The organism is bacterium (genome assembly GCA_023382385.1).
In the GTDB taxonomy this organism is placed as follows: Bacteria; Electryoneota; RPQS01; order RPQS01; family RPQS01; genus JABWCQ01.
Window position 1 is genome coordinate 105044 of the sequence record JAHDVH010000004.1, and the last position, 20801, is coordinate 125844.

At 55.5% G+C, this 20801-nt stretch carries 16 protein-coding genes; 11 read left to right on the forward strand and 5 right to left on the reverse strand.

From position 1 onward, the window contains the following. Positions 1-32: 32 nt before the first annotated feature. On the reverse strand, positions 33-1172 hold the full coding sequence (locus tag KJZ99_10495) for an aminotransferase class I/II-fold pyridoxal phosphate-dependent enzyme (protein ID MCL4306335.1): 1140 nt from the start codon (positions 1170-1172) through the stop codon (positions 33-35). An 84-nt stretch (positions 1173-1256) separates the two neighbouring features. Further along, positions 1257-2081, reverse strand: coding sequence for a diaminopimelate epimerase (gene dapF, locus KJZ99_10500; GenBank protein ID MCL4306336.1), 825 nt, complete (start codon positions 2079-2081; stop codon positions 1257-1259). 192 nt (positions 2082-2273) lie between these two features. Between dapF and KJZ99_10505 the strand changes: the two genes are divergently transcribed. Together KJZ99_10505 and KJZ99_10510 are read left to right on the forward strand one after the other, a co-directional pair. Further along, complete coding sequence (locus KJZ99_10505; protein MCL4306337.1) at positions 2274-3575, forward strand: hypothetical protein; 1302 nt, start codon at positions 2274-2276, stop codon at positions 3573-3575. Between the two features lie 147 nt (positions 3576-3722). Beyond that, positions 3723-4307: a hypothetical protein gene (locus tag KJZ99_10510; protein ID MCL4306338.1), complete on the forward strand. Its 585-nt coding sequence runs from the start codon at positions 3723-3725 to the stop codon at positions 4305-4307. Positions 4308-4377: 70 nt separating this feature from the next. On the opposite strand, the gene KJZ99_10515 is transcribed toward KJZ99_10510, so the two are convergent. From KJZ99_10515 to KJZ99_10525, 3 genes are all read right to left on the reverse strand, one after another. Next, positions 4378-5214 (reverse strand): deoxyribonuclease IV, encoded by an 837-nt coding sequence (locus KJZ99_10515; GenBank protein ID MCL4306339.1) that lies wholly within the window; start codon positions 5212-5214, stop codon positions 4378-4380. A gap of 106 nt (positions 5215-5320) precedes the next feature. Next, on the reverse strand, positions 5321-8023 hold the full coding sequence (locus KJZ99_10520; protein MCL4306340.1) for a proprotein convertase P-domain-containing protein: 2703 nt from the start codon (positions 8021-8023) through the stop codon (positions 5321-5323). A gap of 380 nt (positions 8024-8403) precedes the next feature. After that, on the reverse strand, positions 8404-11094 hold the full coding sequence (locus tag KJZ99_10525; GenBank protein MCL4306341.1) for a proprotein convertase P-domain-containing protein: 2691 nt from the start codon (positions 11092-11094) through the stop codon (positions 8404-8406). Positions 11095-11561: 467 nt separating this feature from the next. Here KJZ99_10525 and KJZ99_10530 point away from each other — a divergent pair, with 467 nt between their 5' ends. The 9 genes from KJZ99_10530 (at position 11562) to KJZ99_10570 (ending at position 20732) form a co-directional block, all read left to right on the forward strand. After that, a complete protein-coding gene (locus KJZ99_10530; GenBank protein MCL4306342.1) occupies positions 11562-12110 on the forward strand; it encodes a T9SS type A sorting domain-containing protein in 549 nt (182 codons plus the stop codon). 27 nt (positions 12111-12137) lie between these two features. Further along, a complete protein-coding gene (locus KJZ99_10535; GenBank protein ID MCL4306343.1) occupies positions 12138-12923 on the forward strand; it encodes a hypothetical protein in 786 nt (261 codons plus the stop codon). Between the two features lie 67 nt (positions 12924-12990). After that, positions 12991-13905, forward strand: coding sequence for a CDF family Co(II)/Ni(II) efflux transporter DmeF (gene dmeF / locus KJZ99_10540; protein ID MCL4306344.1), 915 nt, complete (start codon positions 12991-12993; stop codon positions 13903-13905). Between the two features lie 214 nt (positions 13906-14119). Then, positions 14120-15550 (forward strand): sigma-54 dependent transcriptional regulator, encoded by a 1431-nt coding sequence (locus KJZ99_10545; GenBank protein ID MCL4306345.1) that lies wholly within the window; start codon positions 14120-14122, stop codon positions 15548-15550. 110 nt (positions 15551-15660) lie between these two features. After that, positions 15661-16746 (forward strand): alpha-hydroxy-acid oxidizing protein, encoded by a 1086-nt coding sequence (locus KJZ99_10550; protein ID MCL4306346.1) that lies wholly within the window; start codon positions 15661-15663, stop codon positions 16744-16746. A 178-nt stretch (positions 16747-16924) separates the two neighbouring features. Then, entirely contained in the window at positions 16925-17380 is a 456-nt protein-coding gene (locus KJZ99_10555) for a MarR family transcriptional regulator (protein ID MCL4306347.1), read from the forward strand. 60 nt (positions 17381-17440) lie between these two features. After that, entirely contained in the window at positions 17441-18031 is a 591-nt protein-coding gene (locus KJZ99_10560) for a YceI family protein (protein ID MCL4306348.1), read from the forward strand. Between the two features lie 141 nt (positions 18032-18172). Beyond that, entirely contained in the window at positions 18173-19654 is a 1482-nt protein-coding gene (locus tag KJZ99_10565; GenBank protein MCL4306349.1) for a DUF438 domain-containing protein, read from the forward strand. Positions 19655-20027: 373 nt separating this feature from the next. After that, positions 20028-20732: a TetR/AcrR family transcriptional regulator gene (locus tag KJZ99_10570; GenBank protein MCL4306350.1), complete on the forward strand. Its 705-nt coding sequence runs from the start codon at positions 20028-20030 to the stop codon at positions 20730-20732. The last annotated feature ends 69 nt before the right edge of the window (positions 20733-20801 follow it).

Here is a 20801-nt window from a genome sequence, read left to right on the forward strand (position 1 = left end):
GAGTTTGGATTTTGCAGGTGAAGAATTGGATTTCATGCGAGTCGCTTCATGGCAAGTTTGATGCGATCGAGCGGTTGCGTCAGCGCAAGCCGGATATAGCCGGTGCCTTCTTGACCAAAGCCGCGGCCCGGCGTCACAACGACGTCGTGCTCCAGCGCACGCTGCACGAACGGCAACTCGTCGTCACCGACTCGCGCCCACACATAGAACGTGGCCGGACTTTCGATGACATCGAGGCCGAGGTCACGCAGCGCTTTTTCGGTATATGCACGGCGTTCGCCGTAAATCCTGCGGATGGTCACGACTTCATTCGGCGGTTGTGTACCGCGGTAACCTGCAAGCCCGTCCGCCATTGCGCGCTGAATCATCAACGGCGCGCCGGAATCGATTTGCGACTTGACTCTAACGAGCGCCGAGATCAAGTCTGCGCGTCCAACACAAAAGCCGATTCGGAAACCCGTCGCGTTAAAGACTTTCGAAAGCGAGTGCATCTCAACGGCATTTTGCGTGTATTGGAGGAATGACGGTGCAACATAATCGCCAAACGTCATTTCGCTGTAGGCATGATCGTGGCATACCACTGTCGTAGGATGCGTATCTGCAAAGTCTGCAAGCTGATGCCAGAATAAGTCAGTAGCAATCGCGCCTGTCGGATTGTTCGGGTAGTTCACGAACAGCATTCTGGTGGTTTCGGCCATGTTCAGGTCCGGCAGAAAACCATTCTCTTTCGTCAGCGGCATCGTCCGCACGTGGCCGTCGCATAATGTTGCAACGCCTTGCGCGTAGACCGGATAAGACGGCGACGGGCAGGCGACGTAGTCCCCTGGATTCACGAAGGCGCGACCGAGCGAAGACAGCCCTTCCTTCCCGCCGAGAACGACGCACACCTGCGAATCCGGATCAAGCTCTACACCGAATCGTCCTTTGAAATACTTCGCAATCTCTCTGCGCACTCCGGCATCACCGCGCGATGACGAATAGAAATGCGCGTCGGGATCTGAGGCGTGCTCCTGCAGACTTCTGGTAAATGACTCCGGCGGAGGTAAGTCGGGATCGCCGATTCCGAGATTGATGACATCCCGTCCGGCGGCTGTTCGCTCCGCAATCTTCTTCTCAAGATCGGCGAACAGGTATTCCGGCAGTCGGGCAAGTCTTGTTGCGGGTGTAGACAAGGGAGAGCTAATTATTTGTGTCAGTGACTATACTTATTTCGCTTGACAAGAGTTGCACTGTGTGATGCACTCCTGACATCTTCCTCAAGGTGCCGAGCGCAACAGATCGATTTCTCCTTCAAACACCTTTTCCGCAATTGAACGCTGGCGGATTTCACTGAAGTCGTGCGCCACGGTAATGTGCAGTGTCCCGCCGGGCTGATGAACCGCGATCGGTGTGTCAAACCGGAAGTGGCCTATCGCGCAGCCCGCGCACGCCGTGGCCACCGAGCCCGAACCGCAAGCGAGCGTTATCCCCGCACCGCGTTCCCAAACCACGAGTCGGCAACTATCCGGTGACATCACGTTCACAAACTCGATATTTGCGCCTTCGGGAAATGCGCTGTTCTTTTCCAGATTCGGACCATACTTCTCCGCAAATGGAATGTCACGCTCAGGCCCGAAAATGACCCCGTGCGGATTCCCCACATTGACCGCGAGAACATCGAAAGTCTGGTCGTGTGCACTCAAAGTCAAGCTCCGCGGTCCGGCGCTGTTGCTGAAATCGGGTGACGGCATCGTTGTTTCCACAACATTATCTCTACGATACCACGCCCGCTGCACTCCTCCCCCCGTTTCGATCGTCAATTCGCCAGAGACATCATATCCCCGGTCCTTCAGAAACAGCACAAAACAGCGCAGCCCGTTGCCCGAAATCTCCGCGGGCGACCCGTCGGCGTTCCACAGCCACATACGGTGCACAGCTAAGTCGCTGTTTGTGCGTAAAAGCACACCATCCGCCCCAACGCCGGTCTGTCGGTGACAAACCTTACGAACGCGTTCGGGCGTAAATTGTTCCGGGCTTATGCCGTGCCCGTCAAACAGCAGAAAGTCGTTACCGAGACCGTGGTATTTACTAAAGTGAAACATGGTTACAGGCGCAAGTCGGGCCGATTTCGGCACACGGGGTTGCGAGGGGAGGACTAAAATTTCTGTGGCATTGGTGCCAATTCGAGTAGAAACACAATATAAGAGGTTTTTAGTCACAAGGCAAACACCCTTGCGCACTCTTATCTCGTTGTGTATATTGCTATAATTCAACATTAAGTGAACGGACACCCCATGTTCCTTAAAGGCCCGCTCATGCGCTTTCCACTTTGCCTTCTGATACTACTGGTATTCATATCAGCCTCTTCCGCTCTGGCGCGTCCTCAGTATAGTGCGCTGTTCGGACAAAGTTGCTTCCTCTGCCATGTCAATCCTACCGGAAACGGCATGCGCGAACTCTACGGAAGCACTTTTTTTGGTCCTCAATATCTGCCCGTGAAGCCAGTCGAATATGAGTTCCTTGAGAAAATCAAACCGAGGCTCTCTGAGAACGTAACCATCGGAGCCGACCTGCGAACGATCTGGCTCTCCACGAATACGCTTAGTGATACCACGGAAACAGGACTCTCGGCACCGTTTTCCACCAATACCGGTTCAGTCGCACAAATGGAAGGCAATGTCTATCTCGAAATCCGCCCGACGGACCATTTCATGGTCTACGTCTCGCGCGGGGTGGCCGATGCCAGCGGACGAATGGAGGCCTACGGCCTTGCCAACCTGAAAGGCTTCAAGGCGTGGGTCAAGGGTGGCCAGTTTCAGGAAAATTACGGCTACCGCTTTGCCGATCATACCTCCTATGTTCGCACAGGTCTGTGGGCCGGATTCGACGGTGGCGCCTTCTCCGCACCCACTCCCCCGCATTATGGTGTTGGATTAGAGGCGGGCACACGCATCGTGGGAATCGACATGAGCGCATCCTACACCGCCGGACAATCGAACTATCCAATTGACCGCGATCAGCAGAAACGCTGGATTGGACGAATCTACGGACAGAAACGCCTGCCCTTTGCGAAGAAGTTCATTGCCAGCGCTGGCGCAAGTGGGATGCACGCACCCGGCAAAGCCCGCGATCCAGAGCTTGGCTTCCCGCAGGCCGCATCCCGCGAAGTAGCGTGGGGAGGTTTCGGCAGCCTTGCCTTTGAAGGCATGCACAACCGCATGGGAACCGGAGGCGGTGCTTCCAATTTCGGCTGGCTGGCCACGACTCTGCTCTTCGAATACGACCGCAAGGATTGGACTCCCTTCTGGGCGCCTTTCGCCGTGACGAGTGCCTACTCGACAGCTCAGCTTGAAATGATGGTCTATCAAGGCATATGGCTGATTGGGGCGTATGACTGGCTTGATAACGCCGAAACGTCAAACATCGCGGGAGAGGCCGAGCGCACGACCATCGGACTCTCCACTTATCTGCTGCCGTGGGTGGAAGTCTCCGCCAAGCATCGGCTGTACTCCACGGAAGAGGCGTCACCGACGACTGGGACATCGCAGCCACGCAATAAGAAGCAGTTCGAGTGTCAATTGCACCTGTTTTTCTGACCTTAAGCTTTCCGCATGTTGAAAACCCGCCACAGTCGCGGGTTTTCTTTTTCGTCTGAGATTCCTTGACAATGCGCCTCAACAATAGCACGTTAGCTGTGGTCGTTTGCACCTTTGAACTTTCAACTACCAGATGGGGAGATGATGATGATGAGAATCCTGTGGATTTGTATTGTACTTTTCTGCGCGAGCAATGCTCTTGCCACGCTGCATACGGTGAACGTGAACTCGTTGTCCTTCAGTCCGGCGAACATAACTATTCAACAGGGTGACACCGTCCGTTGGGTGAAGACCGCTGGCGTTCATAATGTTGCCGAAGTTTCGCCGACTCCCGTCTTTCGCAGTGGCGAACCGACGGGCAGCGCCTTTACGTATACGTTTGTCTTCGCCGCACCGCTTGTGGGGACCTACAATTACCGCTGTGAAGTGCATGCGGCTTCAGGCATGATCGGCTCGGTGACTGTTGAAGCCCCCGCGCCCTGCCTGCCCGCAGAAAACGTTGTGATTGCATGGGAGGCCGATGACCAAGTCGCCTTGCATTGGGTCGCTCCGCAACTCGGTCACTACGACGTATATGGCACGTCTGATGCCACGCTCGTCACGCCGCCGCCCAGTGCGGGCTGGTCGCTTGTTGCAGGGGAAGATGTCCCCGCCCCGGGACTCGCGTCGACCACCCTAAGCAGTTTGTCTGCGCAACAGTTCCTCGTTGTTGTGCACAGCTGCTCCCCGTAGGTATCGTTGACCTCAGATACACAGGGCCGCACTTTCGTGCGGCCCTGCTCGTTTTCAGAAGCTTCGGAATCTACTGGTCCCGTAAGCTCTTCAGTGTTGCTATACTTGACGGCGTGTCCTCATCCGGCAGTTCCGTCGTCGCGGGAAGCCCGGCAAATCGCGGATCTGTGGCCAGCAGCTTGAAGCCGCTCAGTCCGATGAATCCCTTGCCGATTGCCGCATGCCGGTCGCGATGCTGCCCCAGCTCGAACTTTGAATCGTTCAGATGAAACGCCCGCAAGAGATGTAATCCGATCTCTTCATCAAACTTCTTCCAAGTCTCCGCATACGATTCTTCGGTACGGAAGTCATACCCCGCCGCAAAGATATGACATGTGTCTACACACACGCCCATCCGCTCATCCTGCCGGCACTCCCGAATGAGATAACCCAGATGCTCAAACTTCGCACCTAAGTCTCCGCCCTGACCTGCCGTCGTTTCCAGCAGGATTCCCACACCAAGGTTCTCAGTCCTAAGCAGCACCTCCCGCAACGACGCCGCGCAATTGTTTAGTCCGGCCTCTTCGCCCGCTCCCTTGTGCGATCCCGGATGTGTATTCACCCACGGAATCCCGAGCAATGCCGCGCGCTCAAGTTCATCAATGAATCCGTCAATCGACTTGCGCCGCAACTCAGAGTCCGGCGACGAGAGATTAATCAGATAACTGTCGTGCACGAGCACCGGAGGCTCACCCGCCGCTTCCCAGGCTTCAAACCACTGAGTGACCGCTTCCGGTTCTATCGGTTTTCCCCGCCATTGTAGCTGGCTTTTAGTGAATATCTGAATGGACTCGCAGCCGAATTCCATTCCCCACTTGAAAGCGTTGTGCAATCCCCCGGCGGTTGACGTGTGCGCACCGAACAGCATGATGTTTCTCCTCTGAATCTGCGTGTAAGGTAGCGAAGATCCCTCGCATAAACAAGCGGGGCGGACATTGCTGTCCGCCCCGCGTCTCAAGGCTCTAACCCTAAGCTTACTTCATCAGAACCATCTTCGCCTGCGCCGTGAAGCCGTTCGCTTCCATCTTGTACAGATACAAACCGCTCGACAGACCCGTCGCGTCAAACGACACCACGTGACGGCCAGCTTCGAACGATCCGTTCACAAGCTCCGCAACCTTCTGGCCCATCACGTTGTACACGCTGATCTTCACCAAGCCCGCATCCACCAGGTCGAACGCAATGTTCGTCGTCGGGTTGAACGGGTTCGGATAGTTCTGATGCAACGCATATTCCGTGATCACTGCAGCACCCGCGTTCGGAGTCGCTTCCACGCTCGCAAGCTCCTGACGAGCACCGTTCACATCCACAGATACCAGACTGTAGCTGTAAATCGTCCCGTTCGTCAAGTTCCCGTCCACGTAACGATAGTCCGACCCCGTCGCGCTGTTCGTCGCCGCTACTTCCGCGACCTTCGAACCGTCACGAATCACGTCGAAGTGATGAACGTTGTTCTCCGAAAGCGTGTTCCAGTTCAACGTCACCTGACGATCACCGGCCACCGCGTCAAAGCTGCCAAAGTTCACCGGCAAGATTCTGTCGTATTCGAACTTCAAGCAGACGCCCAGAATGTGGCCCTGATCGCCGCCGACGTTATCCGTCACGCAGAGCAGCCAGTCACCCAGCGCGTTCTCGCCGTCCACATCCGATAGAGCCGTCTCAGGTTGGAAGCTGCCGCTAAACGGAGCCGCGCCTGCGCCGATCGGCGTGGCCGCTTCGTCGTCAAACGTCGTGCAGGTGTAATTATCACCGTTGGCTCCGCGACGGTTGGAAAGCTGCACAACCGTGCCCATCGGCGACGTCAATGTAATATCAAGATCGCCATCCCACGTGTGAACCAAATCAAGGCAGACGTCGAGATCGGTAATCTGATACTCGATCGGCACGTTGATCGTGACGCACGTCGTCGGGTAAACTTCGCTGATCGGGTACGTCGTGGCGTCAACCGCAAACGTTGCGTGAGCGTCCGCCTGAGTTGCGCATTCGCAAACACACGGAACATTCGACGGACACGGATTCTCTGCGCAGGTTCCGAAGCGCGTCCAGACACCGCCCAGCACGTCGCACTCGCTCTCGAGCACACCGTCCACACAAAGCGGAACACTGCACACGTCGAAGGGCGCCACGCTGTAGCAGCAGCTCCCGACCGGCGGAACGCACGGCTCAACCGTCAGTGTGTAGTCGCCGGCACCAAAAGAATTATACGCCTCAATCGTCACATAGACGATTCCCTGCGGAACGAACGTGCAGATTTCCGACTGCAAGCCGCAGGCATCGTCATTCGAACCGATATCACCGAGGCAGCAGTCTGTACCTACATAGAGATACGTGTCATATTGCGAGCCGCACAGCGAGAAGCGCCAATCGGCGGAGTACGGAATGCTCACTTGAATCACGAGCTCCTGCGAGGGACGCGTCGGGCAGTCGTTGCCGGAGCCGACCGTCGTGCCGTTCGTAGTACCGGGAGCCGCCAGCGATCCGTCATGGCACGGGCAGGTGATGCCGTCGCCATTGGAGGGAACGCCGTCATCCGATAGCACGAGGCCGAAGCGTCCAGCATTAGTGCTGAACCCGTGCACCAAAATGTAATACGTGGCGCCTGCATCCGTTGCCCACGAAACCGTTGATCTAAGGCTGTTGAGTGTGCAGCTGAAATCGTCGTCGTTGCCGGCCACGCACGTATGCAGGTCGCAACCACAAGTGAAGACACGCAACTTCGTGTCAAAGTCCGTGCACGGTTCGCACGTCGAGGCCGTGAAGGTGTTGCCGTTGCCGACCACCTTGTACCACACGCCGCCGTTTAGCCCGTCGCTGGTGCCGCAGAAGCCCAGGACTTCAGCCGACGTGCCGACCGTCGAACCGTACTGAATGGAGGGAACAGGCGCCAATATGGCGTCTTCACAATGATCCGCGACCGGACCCGGATCCGTGCAGGTTCTCGGGCAATCGCCGCTGCCGCACACTCCATCATTCGAAACATGCAGGGTGTAGGTGCCCCAGGCTATGCTGAATCCGTCTACAACGATGTAATAAGTACGTCCCGCAAACAGGAGCAGGTTCTGAAGGCATGACTGAAGACTACCAAAATCATCGTTACATCCGATAAGGATTCCTGAACCCGGGCAGCCTTCCCAGACATGCAAGCCCGTGTCATATCCCGAGCCTAACAGCGAAACGACCGCGACGACGTCGGCGGCCGGAGTGAACTCATAAACCACATCCGGTCCGCCCGTGCTATGGCAGCCACCAGAATAATCGTTGAGGTAGCCAACCGTCGTCCCTTGGTCACAGTAGGGGATTCCACTGATCACGGTCGCGTTGGCGCACGTCTCGCCACCCTGATCCAGACGGTCCGCGCCGCGAGCCGGGAACAGCAGCTCGTACAGCTCATTGGCACGCGCCTTCTGTGCCGAATAATCCTTGCCTTCGGCCGACAGCGCATTAATTGCCGCCGTCAACGACTCAAGTTCCAACTTCTGAGCTTCACGCTCATCTTCGGCCGCTTCACGGGGCAATGGCTTCACCAGACTGTGGTCATACTGGTGAATCACCTGCTTCGTCGCGTCCGCCGACTTGCCCGAGGTCTCCACGGGCTTCGTCACTTCCTTGCTGCCGCTGGCCAGCGCCGTGCTGACGACAAAGGCCAGCATGGTACAAACAGTCAATAGCTTCTTCATGTTTTGGCTTCCTTGGCTGATTATGGGTTCGTTAGGTCTGTTTGCATTCTTCCTTACTGAAGCATATCAAATATATCCCATACAGCCCCATCGCGCAATCAATTGCACTGCGATTTCGCAAAAAGTTGATAAAAAACGCCAGATTTGTCCGTTTTTTCTTATTCCTGTAAATTAGTTCTTTATGTCAACCTCTGGGTCAGAATTCTTCACTCTCGCTTTGTGAAAGAGGCATCTTGTTTCCAAATTTCAACATTCAAGCGTTCACTTGACTAAACTCTTGGTGGGTCACCTGTAATGTCTAAGTGCCGCTTCGAATGCCGGAAATACAAGCGGGGCGGACATTGCTGTCCGCCCCGCGTCTCAAGGCTCTAACCCTAAGCTTACTTCATCAGAACCATCTTCGCCTGCGCCGTGAAGCCGTTCGCTTCCATCTTGTACAGATACAAACCGCTCGACAGACCCGTCGCGTCAAACGACACCACGTGACGGCCAGCTTCGAACGATCCGTTCACAAGCTCCGCAACCTTCTGGCCCATCACGTTGTACACGCTGATCTTCACCAAGCCCGCATCCACCAGGTCGAACGCAATGTTCGTCGTCGGGTTGAACGGGTTCGGATAGTTCTGATGCAACGCATATTCCGTGATCACTGCAGCACCCGCGTTCGGAGTCGCTTCCACGCTCGCAAGCTCCTGACGAGCACCGTTCACATCCACAGATACCAGACTGTAGCTGTAAATCGTCCCGTTCGTCAAGTTCCCGTCCACGTAACGATAGTCCGACCCCGTCGCGCTGTTCGTCGCCGCTACTTCCGCGACCTTCGAACCGTCACGAATCACGTCGAAGTGATGAACGTTGTTCTCCGAAAGCGTGTTCCAGTTCAACGTCACCTGACGGTCACCAGCAACCGCGTCAAAGCTGCCAAAGTTCACCGGCAGAATGATGTCATACTCAAAGGTCAGGCAGACCCAGTTCAACCAGCCATCGTCACCACCCCACAGGTCGGTCACGGCCAGCACCCACGCGCCGACGGCATTCTCACCGTCCACCGCCGACAGAGGGGAATCCGGCTGGAAGCTGCCGCTAAACGGAGCCGCGCCAAAACCAATCGGAGTGGCCGCTTCGTCGTCAAACGTCGTGCAGGTGAAGTTATCACCGCTGCCGCCATTGCCCAAAGACAGGTCAATGACCGTGCCCATCGGCGACGTCAACGTGATATTAAGATCGCTGTCCCACGTGTGAACGATATCCAGACACACGTTCAAGTCCGTAATCTGATATTCGATCGGAACGTTGATCGTTACGTAAGTCGTCGGAATCAGATTGTTGATCGGATAGGTGGTGTTGTCCACGGCATATTCGCAATGCGTATTCGGATGAATGTCGCAACGGCACACAAACGGCTCGCTGCACGGAGTGCACGTACGTGTCAGCACATACTCTGCTCCGCACGGAACGCCCGTGAAGCCCTGCGGTAAGACCACCGCAATGTAGTCACCGGCAGGCAGGCAGTTCGTATAGCAGGTCGGCACACACGGTGCCGCAGGCATCACGATGATCGGCGCAACCACGCCGCCGCTAATGTCCGCACACGAAGCCATCGGGAACAGGAAGAAATACGCGTTAAACTCTGCGGTCAGGCAGAACACGTTGCTGTCCAGATCATCCGTGACCGTGAACACGAACCAATCGGTGTCGCGGTAGTTCGAACCGTTATACAGGAACGTGCCGCTCGTGCCGCAGAACTCCACACCGCAGGGTAGCGGCAGTGCGCTGAACGCCACTGGATCGTTGCAGCCCGCATTGTACGTATCAATGCTTCCGTCTTCACAAATCGGCTCGCCTTCGGGCGTGCCGTTCGGCGGGCAGACCACGTCACAAACTTGGCAGGCGTCCATCGTCAGCACATAGTCGCCGCAAGCGGCGCCGTAGCCGTCCACCACGATGCAGTAGCTGTGACCGGCATAGAGCTGCACGCACTCCAACAGCGAACGGAAGCTGCCGGTGGAGCCGGGGCACGGGTTGGCGTCGTCGTTACAGGCAATCTCTCCGCCCGGTACCGGTGCGCCGTCATAGATATAAATCTTCGTGTCGTAGCCGGACAGACACAGGCTGAACGTCACTTGCTGATCTACGGTCGGAGTATACGTGTAGACCACATCCTTGGCCGTTCCGCCCGTGAAGGGGCATACTGCGTCATAGTTGTTCTGATAGCCGCACGTGTTGCCCGTAGCCGTGAACGGCAAACCGGGAACCGGCAGAGCGTTGCAGCACAGATCGCCGGGCAGCGGCGTCGGGCACGGGCTGGTCGCGCAATTCACGCCGGACGTCCAAGTGCCGCCGAGTGCCACACAGTCAGCCTCATACATATCTGCGCAGGATCGATTGCACGGATCTCCGTAGCAGCATCTGTACGGAGCCGGAGGCGCGGGTGCTTGCAGATTGAAAATGTAGTTGACATCGGTCATCGAGGAGTAGTAGTTGCCGCACTCGATGAACAGGACAACGCCTGCTGCAAAATTAATCGTGCGCTGTGGGTCTGCGCCACCGCATTCGTCGTCGCCAGTCGTAGACGTGCCACTGCAGCATGTTCCCGCAGTCCAGATCTTGAAGTATGAGTCTCCATCGGAGCCGCACATGTCAAAGACGTGATTCCCGGCATATACCGTTGTATACGTGTAGAACACATCAAAATACGGTCTGCCGACGCAGTCATCGGTCAAACCGTAGGTGCCAGTGTCAGAAAACGGTGCACTTGCAATCACAAAGGCATTGGCGCAGCTTTCGCCACCCTGATCCAGAGTGCGGCTGCCCGTGCGGTCGGCAGGCTCAACCTGTGCATACAGCTCTGCCAGGCGAGCCTTCAGATCCGGAGATTCAATGCCGCGGATCGAATTCTCCGCCAACTGGGCTTCAATCACTTGGATCTGCAACTTCAGCTCTGATGCGTTCTGCGCATCATAGTTCAGGACGTTCACAACGTCCACGTTCTTGACTTCCTTCGCCGCAGCGTAGACCATGCTACAACAAAGTGCTGTCAAAACAAGACAAGAAATCAGGATCTTTTTCATACTTTTTCCTCTTCCTTATGGTAATTGGGTCAAATACACACGCATTTTCGGTATGACTAACATACCAAATATACCCCATACCACTCCGCAACGCAATAAAAATCGGCACCTTTCTCCGAAAATTCGAATTATCGAAAAGAAACTCTTTTATTTCTTAGTTCCTGTAGTTATTCTCTTTACCATACCTCTGGGTCACCCTTATTCAACGGTGCTGACAGATAAGAGGCATACTGTTTCTATCTTGCAGCATCTCGTGCAATTTGCCTTGCCTGGCTCCAAATTTGCCGCTAAGTTCACGAATAGCCTTGACTTTCATATGTCAATTGGTTAGGTTAAAGTGCTTTAGCCTGTATGGCTATCTCGTGGCGTAGAAGATAGACTAACTCCTTGATTTATCTGTGGTTTTGGTTGGCTGCGTCCGCGGTGTCGTTTCTTCCCGTTCATATCACTTGCTGTAGATTCTGCCCTTGACCTCAAGACTTCGACTCTGTTTCCTGCTGTGCGCATTGCTGTTCCCGGCCATCGCTTGGCCGCAGGCGGCGAAGTTGCCGATGTTCTTCAATTCGAACAGCGCGTCCACCAGTGCCGCCGGAACCATCAAAGGCTACATCGGTCAGCCTATCATTGCAGCTTCCACGAACGCCACGCGCGGCACGATTCGCTCGGGCTACATTGTGACACGCGCGCAGTTCCTGTCACGTCCGCTGTCGACGCCGAACCGTCCCGCTGAGTTGGTCCACGAGTTCGCGCTGCAGCAGAATCACCCGAATCCGTTCAATCCGTCCACCGTGATTCCGTTTTCGCTGGATCACGCGGGGGACGCTACGCTTGCGCTCTTTAACGTGCTCGGTCAGAACGTGCGCAGCTTCGATTTCCCTGCGGCGCAGCCCGGTTCCTATTCCATCACGTGGGACGGCCGCACGCAGCACGGTGCCACGCTGCCCAGCGGACAGTATTTCGCGCGGCTGTCGCAGGATGCCCGCGTGCAGGTTCGCAAAATAACTCTTCTTAAGTAAACTCTTCTCATTCAGGATAGACTCTCTATGAGACTCGCGACGCTTCTGTTTGCCCTGCTGCTGGCTACTGTGCCGGTCTGGGCCATTGGTCCGACCACCATGACCTATCAGGCGATCTTCACCGATTCCCAAGGCGAAGTTATGGCGGACGGCGTATATAACATCGGCTTCCACATCTTCACCGGTCCCGTCGGCGGCCCGCCGATCTGGTCCGAATGGCAGGATGTGACCGTCACAAACGGCGTTTTCGAAGTTACGCTCGGCATCATCATGCCACTTTCGCCCGCGTTCTTCCCGCCTGCCGGCGCGTGGCTCGGCTTGTCCTACAACGGTGACTTCCTGAATCCGCGTCAGTTCATGACGGCTGTGCCCTATGCGTTTATCGCGTGTTGGGCGGATTCCGCACGTGTGGCAGGAAACGTCTCCACCGGCGGATTCTCTCACCTACTGAATACTGACAACGAAGTCTCCAATTCGCCGACGAACTTCGCGTCTTCCTCTTTCACGTTGAATGCCAACTCCGCAGTGACGTTCTTCGCCACGGCGATTGTCGAAGATGACGAAGACAGCGAAGGCGTATTGTGGCGCGGTCGCCTTGAGTTGCTGGACAGTTTCGGTTTGGTTGTGGCCTCGTCTCAGGAAGTCAAGGAAGTCGCACCGGGCGATCTCTTCTTCCAGACGCTTGCATCCGTTCCCGCCGGAACTTACTCGCTCCGTCTTGTTCTGTGGACGACGGATGAGGCCGCGACCGTTTGGGTTGAGCACATTGATTTCGGCGCAAACTGGGTTCCGATGACTGTCACCACCCGCTAACGACTCTCTTTCGAATTTACGATAAGCATTGCCCCGGCTTCACGTCGGGGTAGTGTGTTTCTGAACCATGTATTCACACTCTCATACTTTCGGTCAGGACATTCCCCGCGCGGGAGAACGGCGCACGTTGATCGTCGTGTTCATCACGTTCACGATGATGATCGTGGAGATCGCCGCCGGCCTGCTCTACGGCTCAATGGCGCTGTTGGCCGACGGGCTGCACATGGCGTCGCACACCGTCGCATTGACTTTAAGTTGGGCCGCTTATGTGCTCGCGCGCAAATATGCCGGAGACCCGCGCTTCAGCTTCGGAACCGGCAAAGTCAACTCGCTTGCCGCCTTCGCCAGTGCACTGTTGCTGGCCGTCTTTTCACTGATGATGGCATGGGAGAGCATCAATCGCTTCCTGCATCCGGTTGCCATTCAATTCAATCAGGCGATTCTTGTGGCCGTTGTGGGCCTAATCGTCAACGGCGCCAGCGTGTTTATTCTTGGTGTACAGCACACTCACGACCACGATCATGCTCATGAGCACGACTCGGATCATGTGCACGTTCACGCTGAAGACCACAATCTGCGAGCCGCCTACTTTCACGTGATGGCCGACGCGCTGACTTCGATACTGGCCATCTCCGCCCTGCTCTCCGCGAAGTTCTACGGCTTGACTTGGATGGATCCCATGATGGGAATCGTGGGAGCTATTCTCGTGGGCCGCTGGTCATGGGGACTCCTGCGCGATTCAGGGAAAGTGCTGCTCGATCGGCAGGCGCCCGAATCGGTCATTACCGCTGTGCATCAGTCCATCGAAACTCAAACCGAAGCCCGCATCGCCGACTTGCATATCTGGGCCATCGCACCCGGTCTCTATGCCTGCGAACTCTGGATCACGACCTCCCAGGACGCCTCTCCCAATCACTACAAGTCGCTACTCCCGAAGCACGTCGGCATCGTGCACGCTACTGTAGAGGTGCACAAAGTGTAGTTTCGCCTGTCCTAAGTCACTGTGCAACGCCCTGCAAACCCTTGCGGGGCTTTTTTGTTTTGCAGACTTAAAGTTTCGCTTGCGATTCCAACAGACAGAATGGCAGAAAACTAACGAGTTCTGGTGCAACGGTATTGCTGCTGGTGCAAATGGCCCTGTTGTTGCTCTGTATTTCTCCGATAAGTTGGTGCAATGCAACAAACCCGGTTTTGCCATGCAAGCTACATTACTGGTTGTGGATGACGACCGCGATATCCGCGAAATCATCCGCCAAGTCGCCGAAATCAAGGATTATGAAGTCATCGAAGCGGAAGACGCTGTCGTGGGTCTGGAAAAGATGCGTACGATGGCGCCCGATTTGTCTATTCTCGACGTCGGTTTGCCGGGCGGAATCGACGGCGTTGAACTCTGTCAACAGATTCACGAAATATCACCGCAGCATCCGGTTCTGATTATCAGCGGGCAGGCTACTCCCGAAAAAGCTGTCGAGGCATTGAAACACGGTGCTTTCGACTACCTCGGCAAGCCGCTCAATCTCGAAAAGCTCATGCTGCTGGTGGACCGCGCGCTCTCCAACGTCGCCACCGCGCGTGAAATCGAGCGCGTTTCCGATGAACGCAAAGCTGTTTACGGCTTTGACCGCCTGGTCGGCAACTGCAAGCAGATGCAGCACGTGATTGATACAGCGCGCAAAGTGGCCGCCGTGCCTTCTGCCACCGTGCTGCTGACGGGTGAATCAGGAACGGGCAAAGAGCTTGTCGCACACGCCGTGCATCTGGCGTCGCCCAATGCCGATAAACCCTTCGTCGAAGTCAACTGCGCCGCGATGCCTGAGCAACTGCTCGAAGCGGAACTTTTCGGCTACGAAAAAGGTGCCTTCACCGACGCCAAGCAGCGCAAACGCGGTTTGTTCGAAGTGGCCTCCGGTGGAACGTTCTTCCTCGACGAAATCGGCGAAATGCCGCTCAATCTGCAGGTGAAACTCCTGAAAGTCATCGAAGAACGCACCTTCCGCAGAGTCGGCGGCACGCAGCCGCTGCAGATGAAATTCCGCCTGATTGCCGCGACCAACGCGAATCTCATGGAACAGATTGAATCCGGAAAATTCCGGCGCGATTTATATTATCGTCTCGCCGTGTTCTCGATTCACCTGCCGCCGTTGCGTGAACGCGGCTACGACACGGTGGAAATCGCCAAGCATTTCATCGAACGCTTCAACCGCGAATTCGGCAAGAGCATCAAAGGCATCTCTCCCGATGCGGAGCGGCTACTCATGAGCTACAACTGGCCCGGAAATATCCGCGAATTGCGCAACGCCGTCGAGCGCGCCGTGTTGATTGGCGCGGGACCCTACATCGAGGCCGCCGACCTCGCCGTGCTGCCGATGCAGGAGACGCCGACTCCCAGCAAGGCCACTGTGCCCGAACGCGACATTGACGCCATGCTCGACCATCGGGACAGCTTCTCGATTGATGTGCCGACGGGCGGGGTCAATCTTGAGGAAGTCGAAAAACAGCTAATCCGCATCGCCATGCGTCATTGCCGCAACAACGCAAGCGCCGCCGCGCGCTTCCTGCGCATGACCCGCGAAACACTTCGCTACCGCCTGAAAAAATACGGCATCCGCGAAGAGATCGAAGCGTAGAAACACCACATGCAAGTTCGTTTGATTGCGACGTCGGCTTTGGGCCGACGTCTTGTTTTCGTAACGTAAATTTGATACCTTTCTCTTTCAATCAAACAACATTTAGTATTATGGATTCTGTCTTACGCGTCACCGACTTCGCGGCGCAGGCCAAAGCAAAACTTCCCCACATGGCGTGGGAATATCTCGAAAGTGCGGCAGGTGACGAACTCACATTAAAATGGAACGTCGATGCGTTTAATCGTGTCGAACTCCTGCCGCGCGTGCTGCGCGATGTCTCGCATATCGAGACTGATGTCCCGCTCTTCGGCGACACTCTCCCCCACCCGATTCTCCTTGCCCCGATTGCCTATCACAAGCTGTTTCATCCGGAAGGTGAATGCGAAACCGTGCGCGGTGCGGCGCTTTCATCGAGCGTCTACTGCATCAGCACGATGACCAACACGACGATCGAAGAGATCGCTCAAGCTGCCCCCGACGCAAAACTCTGGTATCAACTTTACGTGCAGCGCGACCGCGGCTTCACCCGCGAACTGATCGAGCGCGTCCAGCAGGCCGGAGTGCAAGCGCTGGTCATCACTGTGGACACTCCGGTGCTTGGTCTGCGTATCCGCGAAACGCGGGCAAAGTTCCAACTTCCCGACGGACTTGACCGCGCGATGCTGCGCGACCTGCCGCCCGAACTGCTGGTCAAAGGTCACGGCACCGATCTGCAGGGAATCTACTACCCGCTGGTCAATCCGGCCCTGTCGTGGGCGGACGTTGAGTGGATGGCCTCTGTCGCACGTGTTCCGGTGATATTGAAGGGCATCCTCCATCCTGAGGATGCGGAGCTTGCCGCAAGTTCCGGCGCAGCTGGAATCATCGTCAGTAATCACGGCGCGCGCAATCTGGATACAGCTCCGGCGGCTTTTGAAGCCCTGCCCGCAATTGTTGAGCGAGTGGCCGGACGACTTCCGGTGATTTTGGATGGCGGGATCCGGCGCGGAACGGATATTTTCAAGGCTATGGCAAGCGGCGCGGCGGCTGTCATGCTGGGCCGTCCCTATATCTGGGCTTTAGCGGCGCATGGCGCCGCCGGAATTCGGCGTTGCCTTGACCTGCTGCTGACCGAGCTGAAAGTCACCCTGGCTTTGTGCGGGCAGCCCAAACTGGCCGAGCTTGAGGCTGGCCTCCTCAAAGAGGCAGGAAAATAGATTGATATCAAACGGAGAGGCATGACCTCTTAACATTCAACAGACCCACTTTCACTTCATCGGAAATCCCCAAAGAGATAGATTTTTCTATCTCTTTGTTTTTTAATCTTTCATACTCCCCTTGCAGGATAGATAAAATTTATTATTTTAGTGTTTAACAAATTAATATCGGAGGAATATGGGAACCAAACATCAGGGCAGCGCGTCAGAAGTGAGAGCGCTGGACGCATACATTAAGCTCATGCGGGCAGCCGACTCGGTGACCGCGCGGGTTACTCGGGCGCTGTCGGCGCACAACCTGACAATCAGCCAGTTCGGGATCCTTGAGGCCCTGATGCACTTGGGAGAGCTGCACCAGAACGAACTTGGGCAGAAGCTCCTGAAGAGCAGCGGGAATATTACGCTGGTAGTGGACAATCTGGAGAAGCGCGGGCTGATTACCCGTGAGCGGAGCACCGATGACCGCCGCTTCGTCTGGGTGAGGTTGACCAAAGACGGCGAAGCCTACATTCAGAAGGTGTTTCCCGAGATTGTCAAGGTCATCACCCATTCGATGGTTGTCCTGTCACCTTTCGAGCAAGAGAAGATGGCCGAGTATCTGAAACAGGTCGGGCTGTCCGCCGCACAAGAATAGACGCATTGCATAGACGAACCATAAACAACTCAAAACACCTCTAAGAGGGAGACCACACTTATGAAACTGATTCGATTGCTGCTCTTGACCGTTTTTGTCGCCGGTTCTTCGGCCCTTGCCGCAGACTGGAACCTTGACAAGTCCCACTCGTCCGTCAATTTCTCCGTGAAGCATCTGGTTGTCGCCACAGTGCGCGGTCAATTTACGGACTTTGACGGCTCCGCGAGTTTCGACCCCAAGGATCTGTCAACACTTAAGACGAATTTCACCGTGCAGATCGCATCCGTTAATACGGATAACGAAAAGCGCGATGGTCACTTGAAGACCGGGGACTTCTTTGACGCCGAAAATCATCCGACCATGACCTTCGTCTCGAAGAAGGCCGAGCAAATCGCGCCGGGCAAGGCCAAGCTGACGGGCGACCTGACGATTCGCGGCGTCACCAAGGAAGTGACGTTTGATGTTGAAGGATTCAATGAAGAAATCAAGACGCCGTGGGGCATGTATGCCGTCGGCGGCACGGCCACAACGACCATCAACCGTTTTGACTTCGGCGTCAGCTGGGATAACAAGATTGACTCCGGTGGATTGGTGGCCGGTGAGAATGTCAAGATAACGCTGGATCTCGAATTCAACCGCCCGGAAGCCTAAGCTGGACGTGTGGTAGTTTCTGAGGGCGGCTCGCGGGGGGCCGCCCTTTTGTTTTCAAAGTCTGTAACTTTGTCTCTTGCGTTACGTGAAGAGTTTCACTAAGTTCTGGATAACAAAATCTATTTCTGTTGAGTGTTTGTAATGTCTAAAGATTTCAATATGTTTCGATTGACTCCCGCAACCAAAGTTGGTGATTTGATAGAGGCTTTTCCATTCCTGATTGAAGAACTGGGGAACTTCAATCCGCATTATATGGCCTTGCGCGACCCGCACATGCGGCAGATGATGGCCAGTCAGGCGACGCTTGAGATTGCCGCGATGCGCGGAGGTGTCAGACTTGAAGAATTGATAAGATTCATCGCCGGAACGATTCAGGCGAAGACGGGGCGGGTGGTGTTAAGTGATTTGCCGGCGGAACAAGGTGTCAGTCCCGAACGCCTGGATGCGTTTCGCAGAATCATGGCAAAGCTGCATGACGGGGGCAATGTTGGAGAGGCGGAGCGTGAGTTTGCGGCATTAGTTCGGGAATCATCCCCGGGCGAGATTGCCGAAATGGAGCAGCATTTGATTCGCGAGGGAGTTCCGGTGTCTGATATCAAGCGGATGTGCGACGTGCATTTGCAAGTTGTGAATCCGTCGCTGAAGAAGACACCGCTGGATGTTCCGGCGGGACATCCGGTGCATACGTTCGTCTCGGAAAACCGGCTGCTGGAGCTTACAGCCACTCACCTGCGGGCAATTCTATTGGCTGCTGAAGGGAAACCTACGCGCGATAAGCACCCTGAGGCGTGGAAGGAACTCGGCACGTATCTGGAGAAGCTCTCTGAGATCGACAAACACTATCTGCGCAAAGAGCATCAGCTGTTTTCGTATCTCGAACGCTACGGATTCACAGGACCTTCCACAGTAATGTGGGCGACGCATGACGACATTCGAGCGTACTTGAAATCCGTGCGCGAAGCCTACTCCAATCAGGATAGTGATTTCATTGCGGCGAATCTGCCGCCGCTGTTGCAAGCGGTATCGAGCATGATTCAGAAGGAGGAGTCCATTCTGCTGCCGACCGCGCTGAAGCTGCTAAAGGAAGAGGATTGGATTGCCATCAAACGCAGCGAGCACGAAATCGGCTATATGCAGGCGTTTATTCCCGGCACGGAGTGGCAACATGCGCATGTGGGGAAAATCGGCGGAGCCAAAGCCGCGGAGAGCGGATTGCTGGAGATGAACGTGGGCGCGCTGACGTTGGAACAGGTGAATCTGATTCTGACACACCTGCCGGTTGAACTCTCGTATGTGGATGAGCACGACACGGTGCGCTACTACTCCAATCAGCAGCACAAGATTTTTGCACGGACACCGGATGCCATCGGACGCAAGGTGCAGAATTGTCACCCGCCGAAGAGCGTGCACTTAGTGAATCAGATCCTCGCGGAGTTCAGAAGCGGCAAGCGCAACGTGGCGGAATTCTGGATTCCGCTCGGCGAGATGTTCGTGCATATCCGCTATTTTGCAATTCGGGATGCCAACGGGGCGTATCGAGGATCGCTGGAAGTGGTGCAGGATGTGGCGAAGATCCGCACACTGGACGGACAGAGGAGACTGCTGGAGGAAGAGGCAAACTGAGGACGCGAACGGCGGAGGAAAGCTGAATCGTAGAGAGGAGCTTTCAGGCCGTTCTTGGTGTTTAATATAATACAATATTTACAAAAAGTCAAGTCTATTTCGTAAAAATGTTGTAAACATTTGGGCAATAATAAGTTATAGGTGGGTATCCGTCCGAGTCAGCTAAAGGAAAAGCGGGTCCTCTTATCGGATTATTATGCAGGATAATGCCGCCCATTGCGTTGCATCCTAACCCCAAGCGGGGTATATTTTGGACTGAAAGTGTGAAATATTTTTCACACTTTTCTCAGCAACTTTCGCCGTGCACGAGGACCGTTTGATTATGACCGTTTCAAAAGTGAAGACCAGCCAGAAGAAGAGAGCCACGAAACCGATGGCCAAGCCACAGGCCCCGCGCTCTGCAAAAGGACCGGGAACTCGGAAGTTCAATCCGCAAATGTCGCCGGATCCAACGACAGCAAAAGGGAAGATCTTCGTTGAAGCCACGCGGTTGTTCTCAGAGCTGGGCTACAAGAAGGCAAGTACGAGAGCAATCGCCAGCGCCGCCGGAGTCCGGCAGGTGATGATCAATTACTACTACGGAAGCAAGGAAGAGCTTTACGAAGCGGTGTTGAAACATGAAGGCACCGCAATGCTGGGGGTCATCTTCGGCCCGGAGCCGGATCAGATGACGCTGGAAGACGTGCTCATCGGTTCGCCATTGCGCGTCATGAACGTCCTGCATGACAACCCGCAATGGGCGTCGCTCTTACGCAGGGAAATCGCGGATGGCGGGGAAAATCTGAGGCGCGTACTGCGCGAAGTGTCCGAGCACGGGCCGCTCAATGCCGGGCATAAGTTCACGTCTATTTATCGCGACGCCGTTGCTGCAGGCAAAGCCATCGATTTGCCGCCGGATGCTGTGCGGGAGTTATTGCTGATTATCGGTTACAGTGTAATTTACCTCGCGCCGCTGATTTCGATGATTGACGAGCGGGATATTCAAGATGCTTCGGTATGGAAGGAATGGACCACTACCGTCGGCACAATTCTGAGACGCGGACTGCTGATTAACCCGACCAATTCAAAAGGCAAGTGACCGCGCCCGAGCGCGTGAGATAGAGATAACGAGAAGCGGCCCGCAGAAATGCGGGCCGCTTGCCTTTGA

Coding starts and splice junctions, on each gene's coding strand:
- KJZ99_10545 (MCL4306345.1), top strand. CDS start 14,120: ATGCAAGCTACATTACTGGTTGTGGATGACGACCGCGATATCCGCGAA.
- KJZ99_10565 (MCL4306349.1), top strand. CDS start 18,173: ATGTCTAAAGATTTCAATATGTTTCGATTGACTCCCGCAACCAAAGTT.
- dapF (MCL4306336.1), bottom strand. CDS start 2,081: ATGTTTCACTTTAGTAAATACCACGGTCTCGGTAACGACTTTCTGCTG.
- KJZ99_10515 (MCL4306339.1), bottom strand. CDS start 5,214: ATGCTGTTCGGTGCGCACACGTCAACCGCCGGGGGATTGCACAACGCT.
- KJZ99_10555 (MCL4306347.1), top strand. CDS start 16,925: ATGGGAACCAAACATCAGGGCAGCGCGTCAGAAGTGAGAGCGCTGGAC.
- dmeF (MCL4306344.1), top strand. CDS start 12,991: ATGTATTCACACTCTCATACTTTCGGTCAGGACATTCCCCGCGCGGGA.
- KJZ99_10560 (MCL4306348.1), top strand. CDS start 17,441: ATGAAACTGATTCGATTGCTGCTCTTGACCGTTTTTGTCGCCGGTTCT.
- KJZ99_10535 (MCL4306343.1), top strand. CDS start 12,138: ATGAGACTCGCGACGCTTCTGTTTGCCCTGCTGCTGGCTACTGTGCCG.
- KJZ99_10520 (MCL4306340.1), bottom strand. CDS start 8,023: ATGAAGAAGCTATTGACTGTTTGTACCATGCTGGCCTTTGTCGTCAGC.
- KJZ99_10570 (MCL4306350.1), top strand. CDS start 20,028: ATGGCCAAGCCACAGGCCCCGCGCTCTGCAAAAGGACCGGGAACTCGG.
- KJZ99_10505 (MCL4306337.1), top strand. CDS start 2,274: ATGTTCCTTAAAGGCCCGCTCATGCGCTTTCCACTTTGCCTTCTGATA.
- KJZ99_10550 (MCL4306346.1), top strand. CDS start 15,661: ATGGATTCTGTCTTACGCGTCACCGACTTCGCGGCGCAGGCCAAAGCA.
- KJZ99_10510 (MCL4306338.1), top strand. CDS start 3,723: ATGATGAGAATCCTGTGGATTTGTATTGTACTTTTCTGCGCGAGCAAT.
- KJZ99_10525 (MCL4306341.1), bottom strand. CDS start 11,094: ATGAAAAAGATCCTGATTTCTTGTCTTGTTTTGACAGCACTTTGTTGT.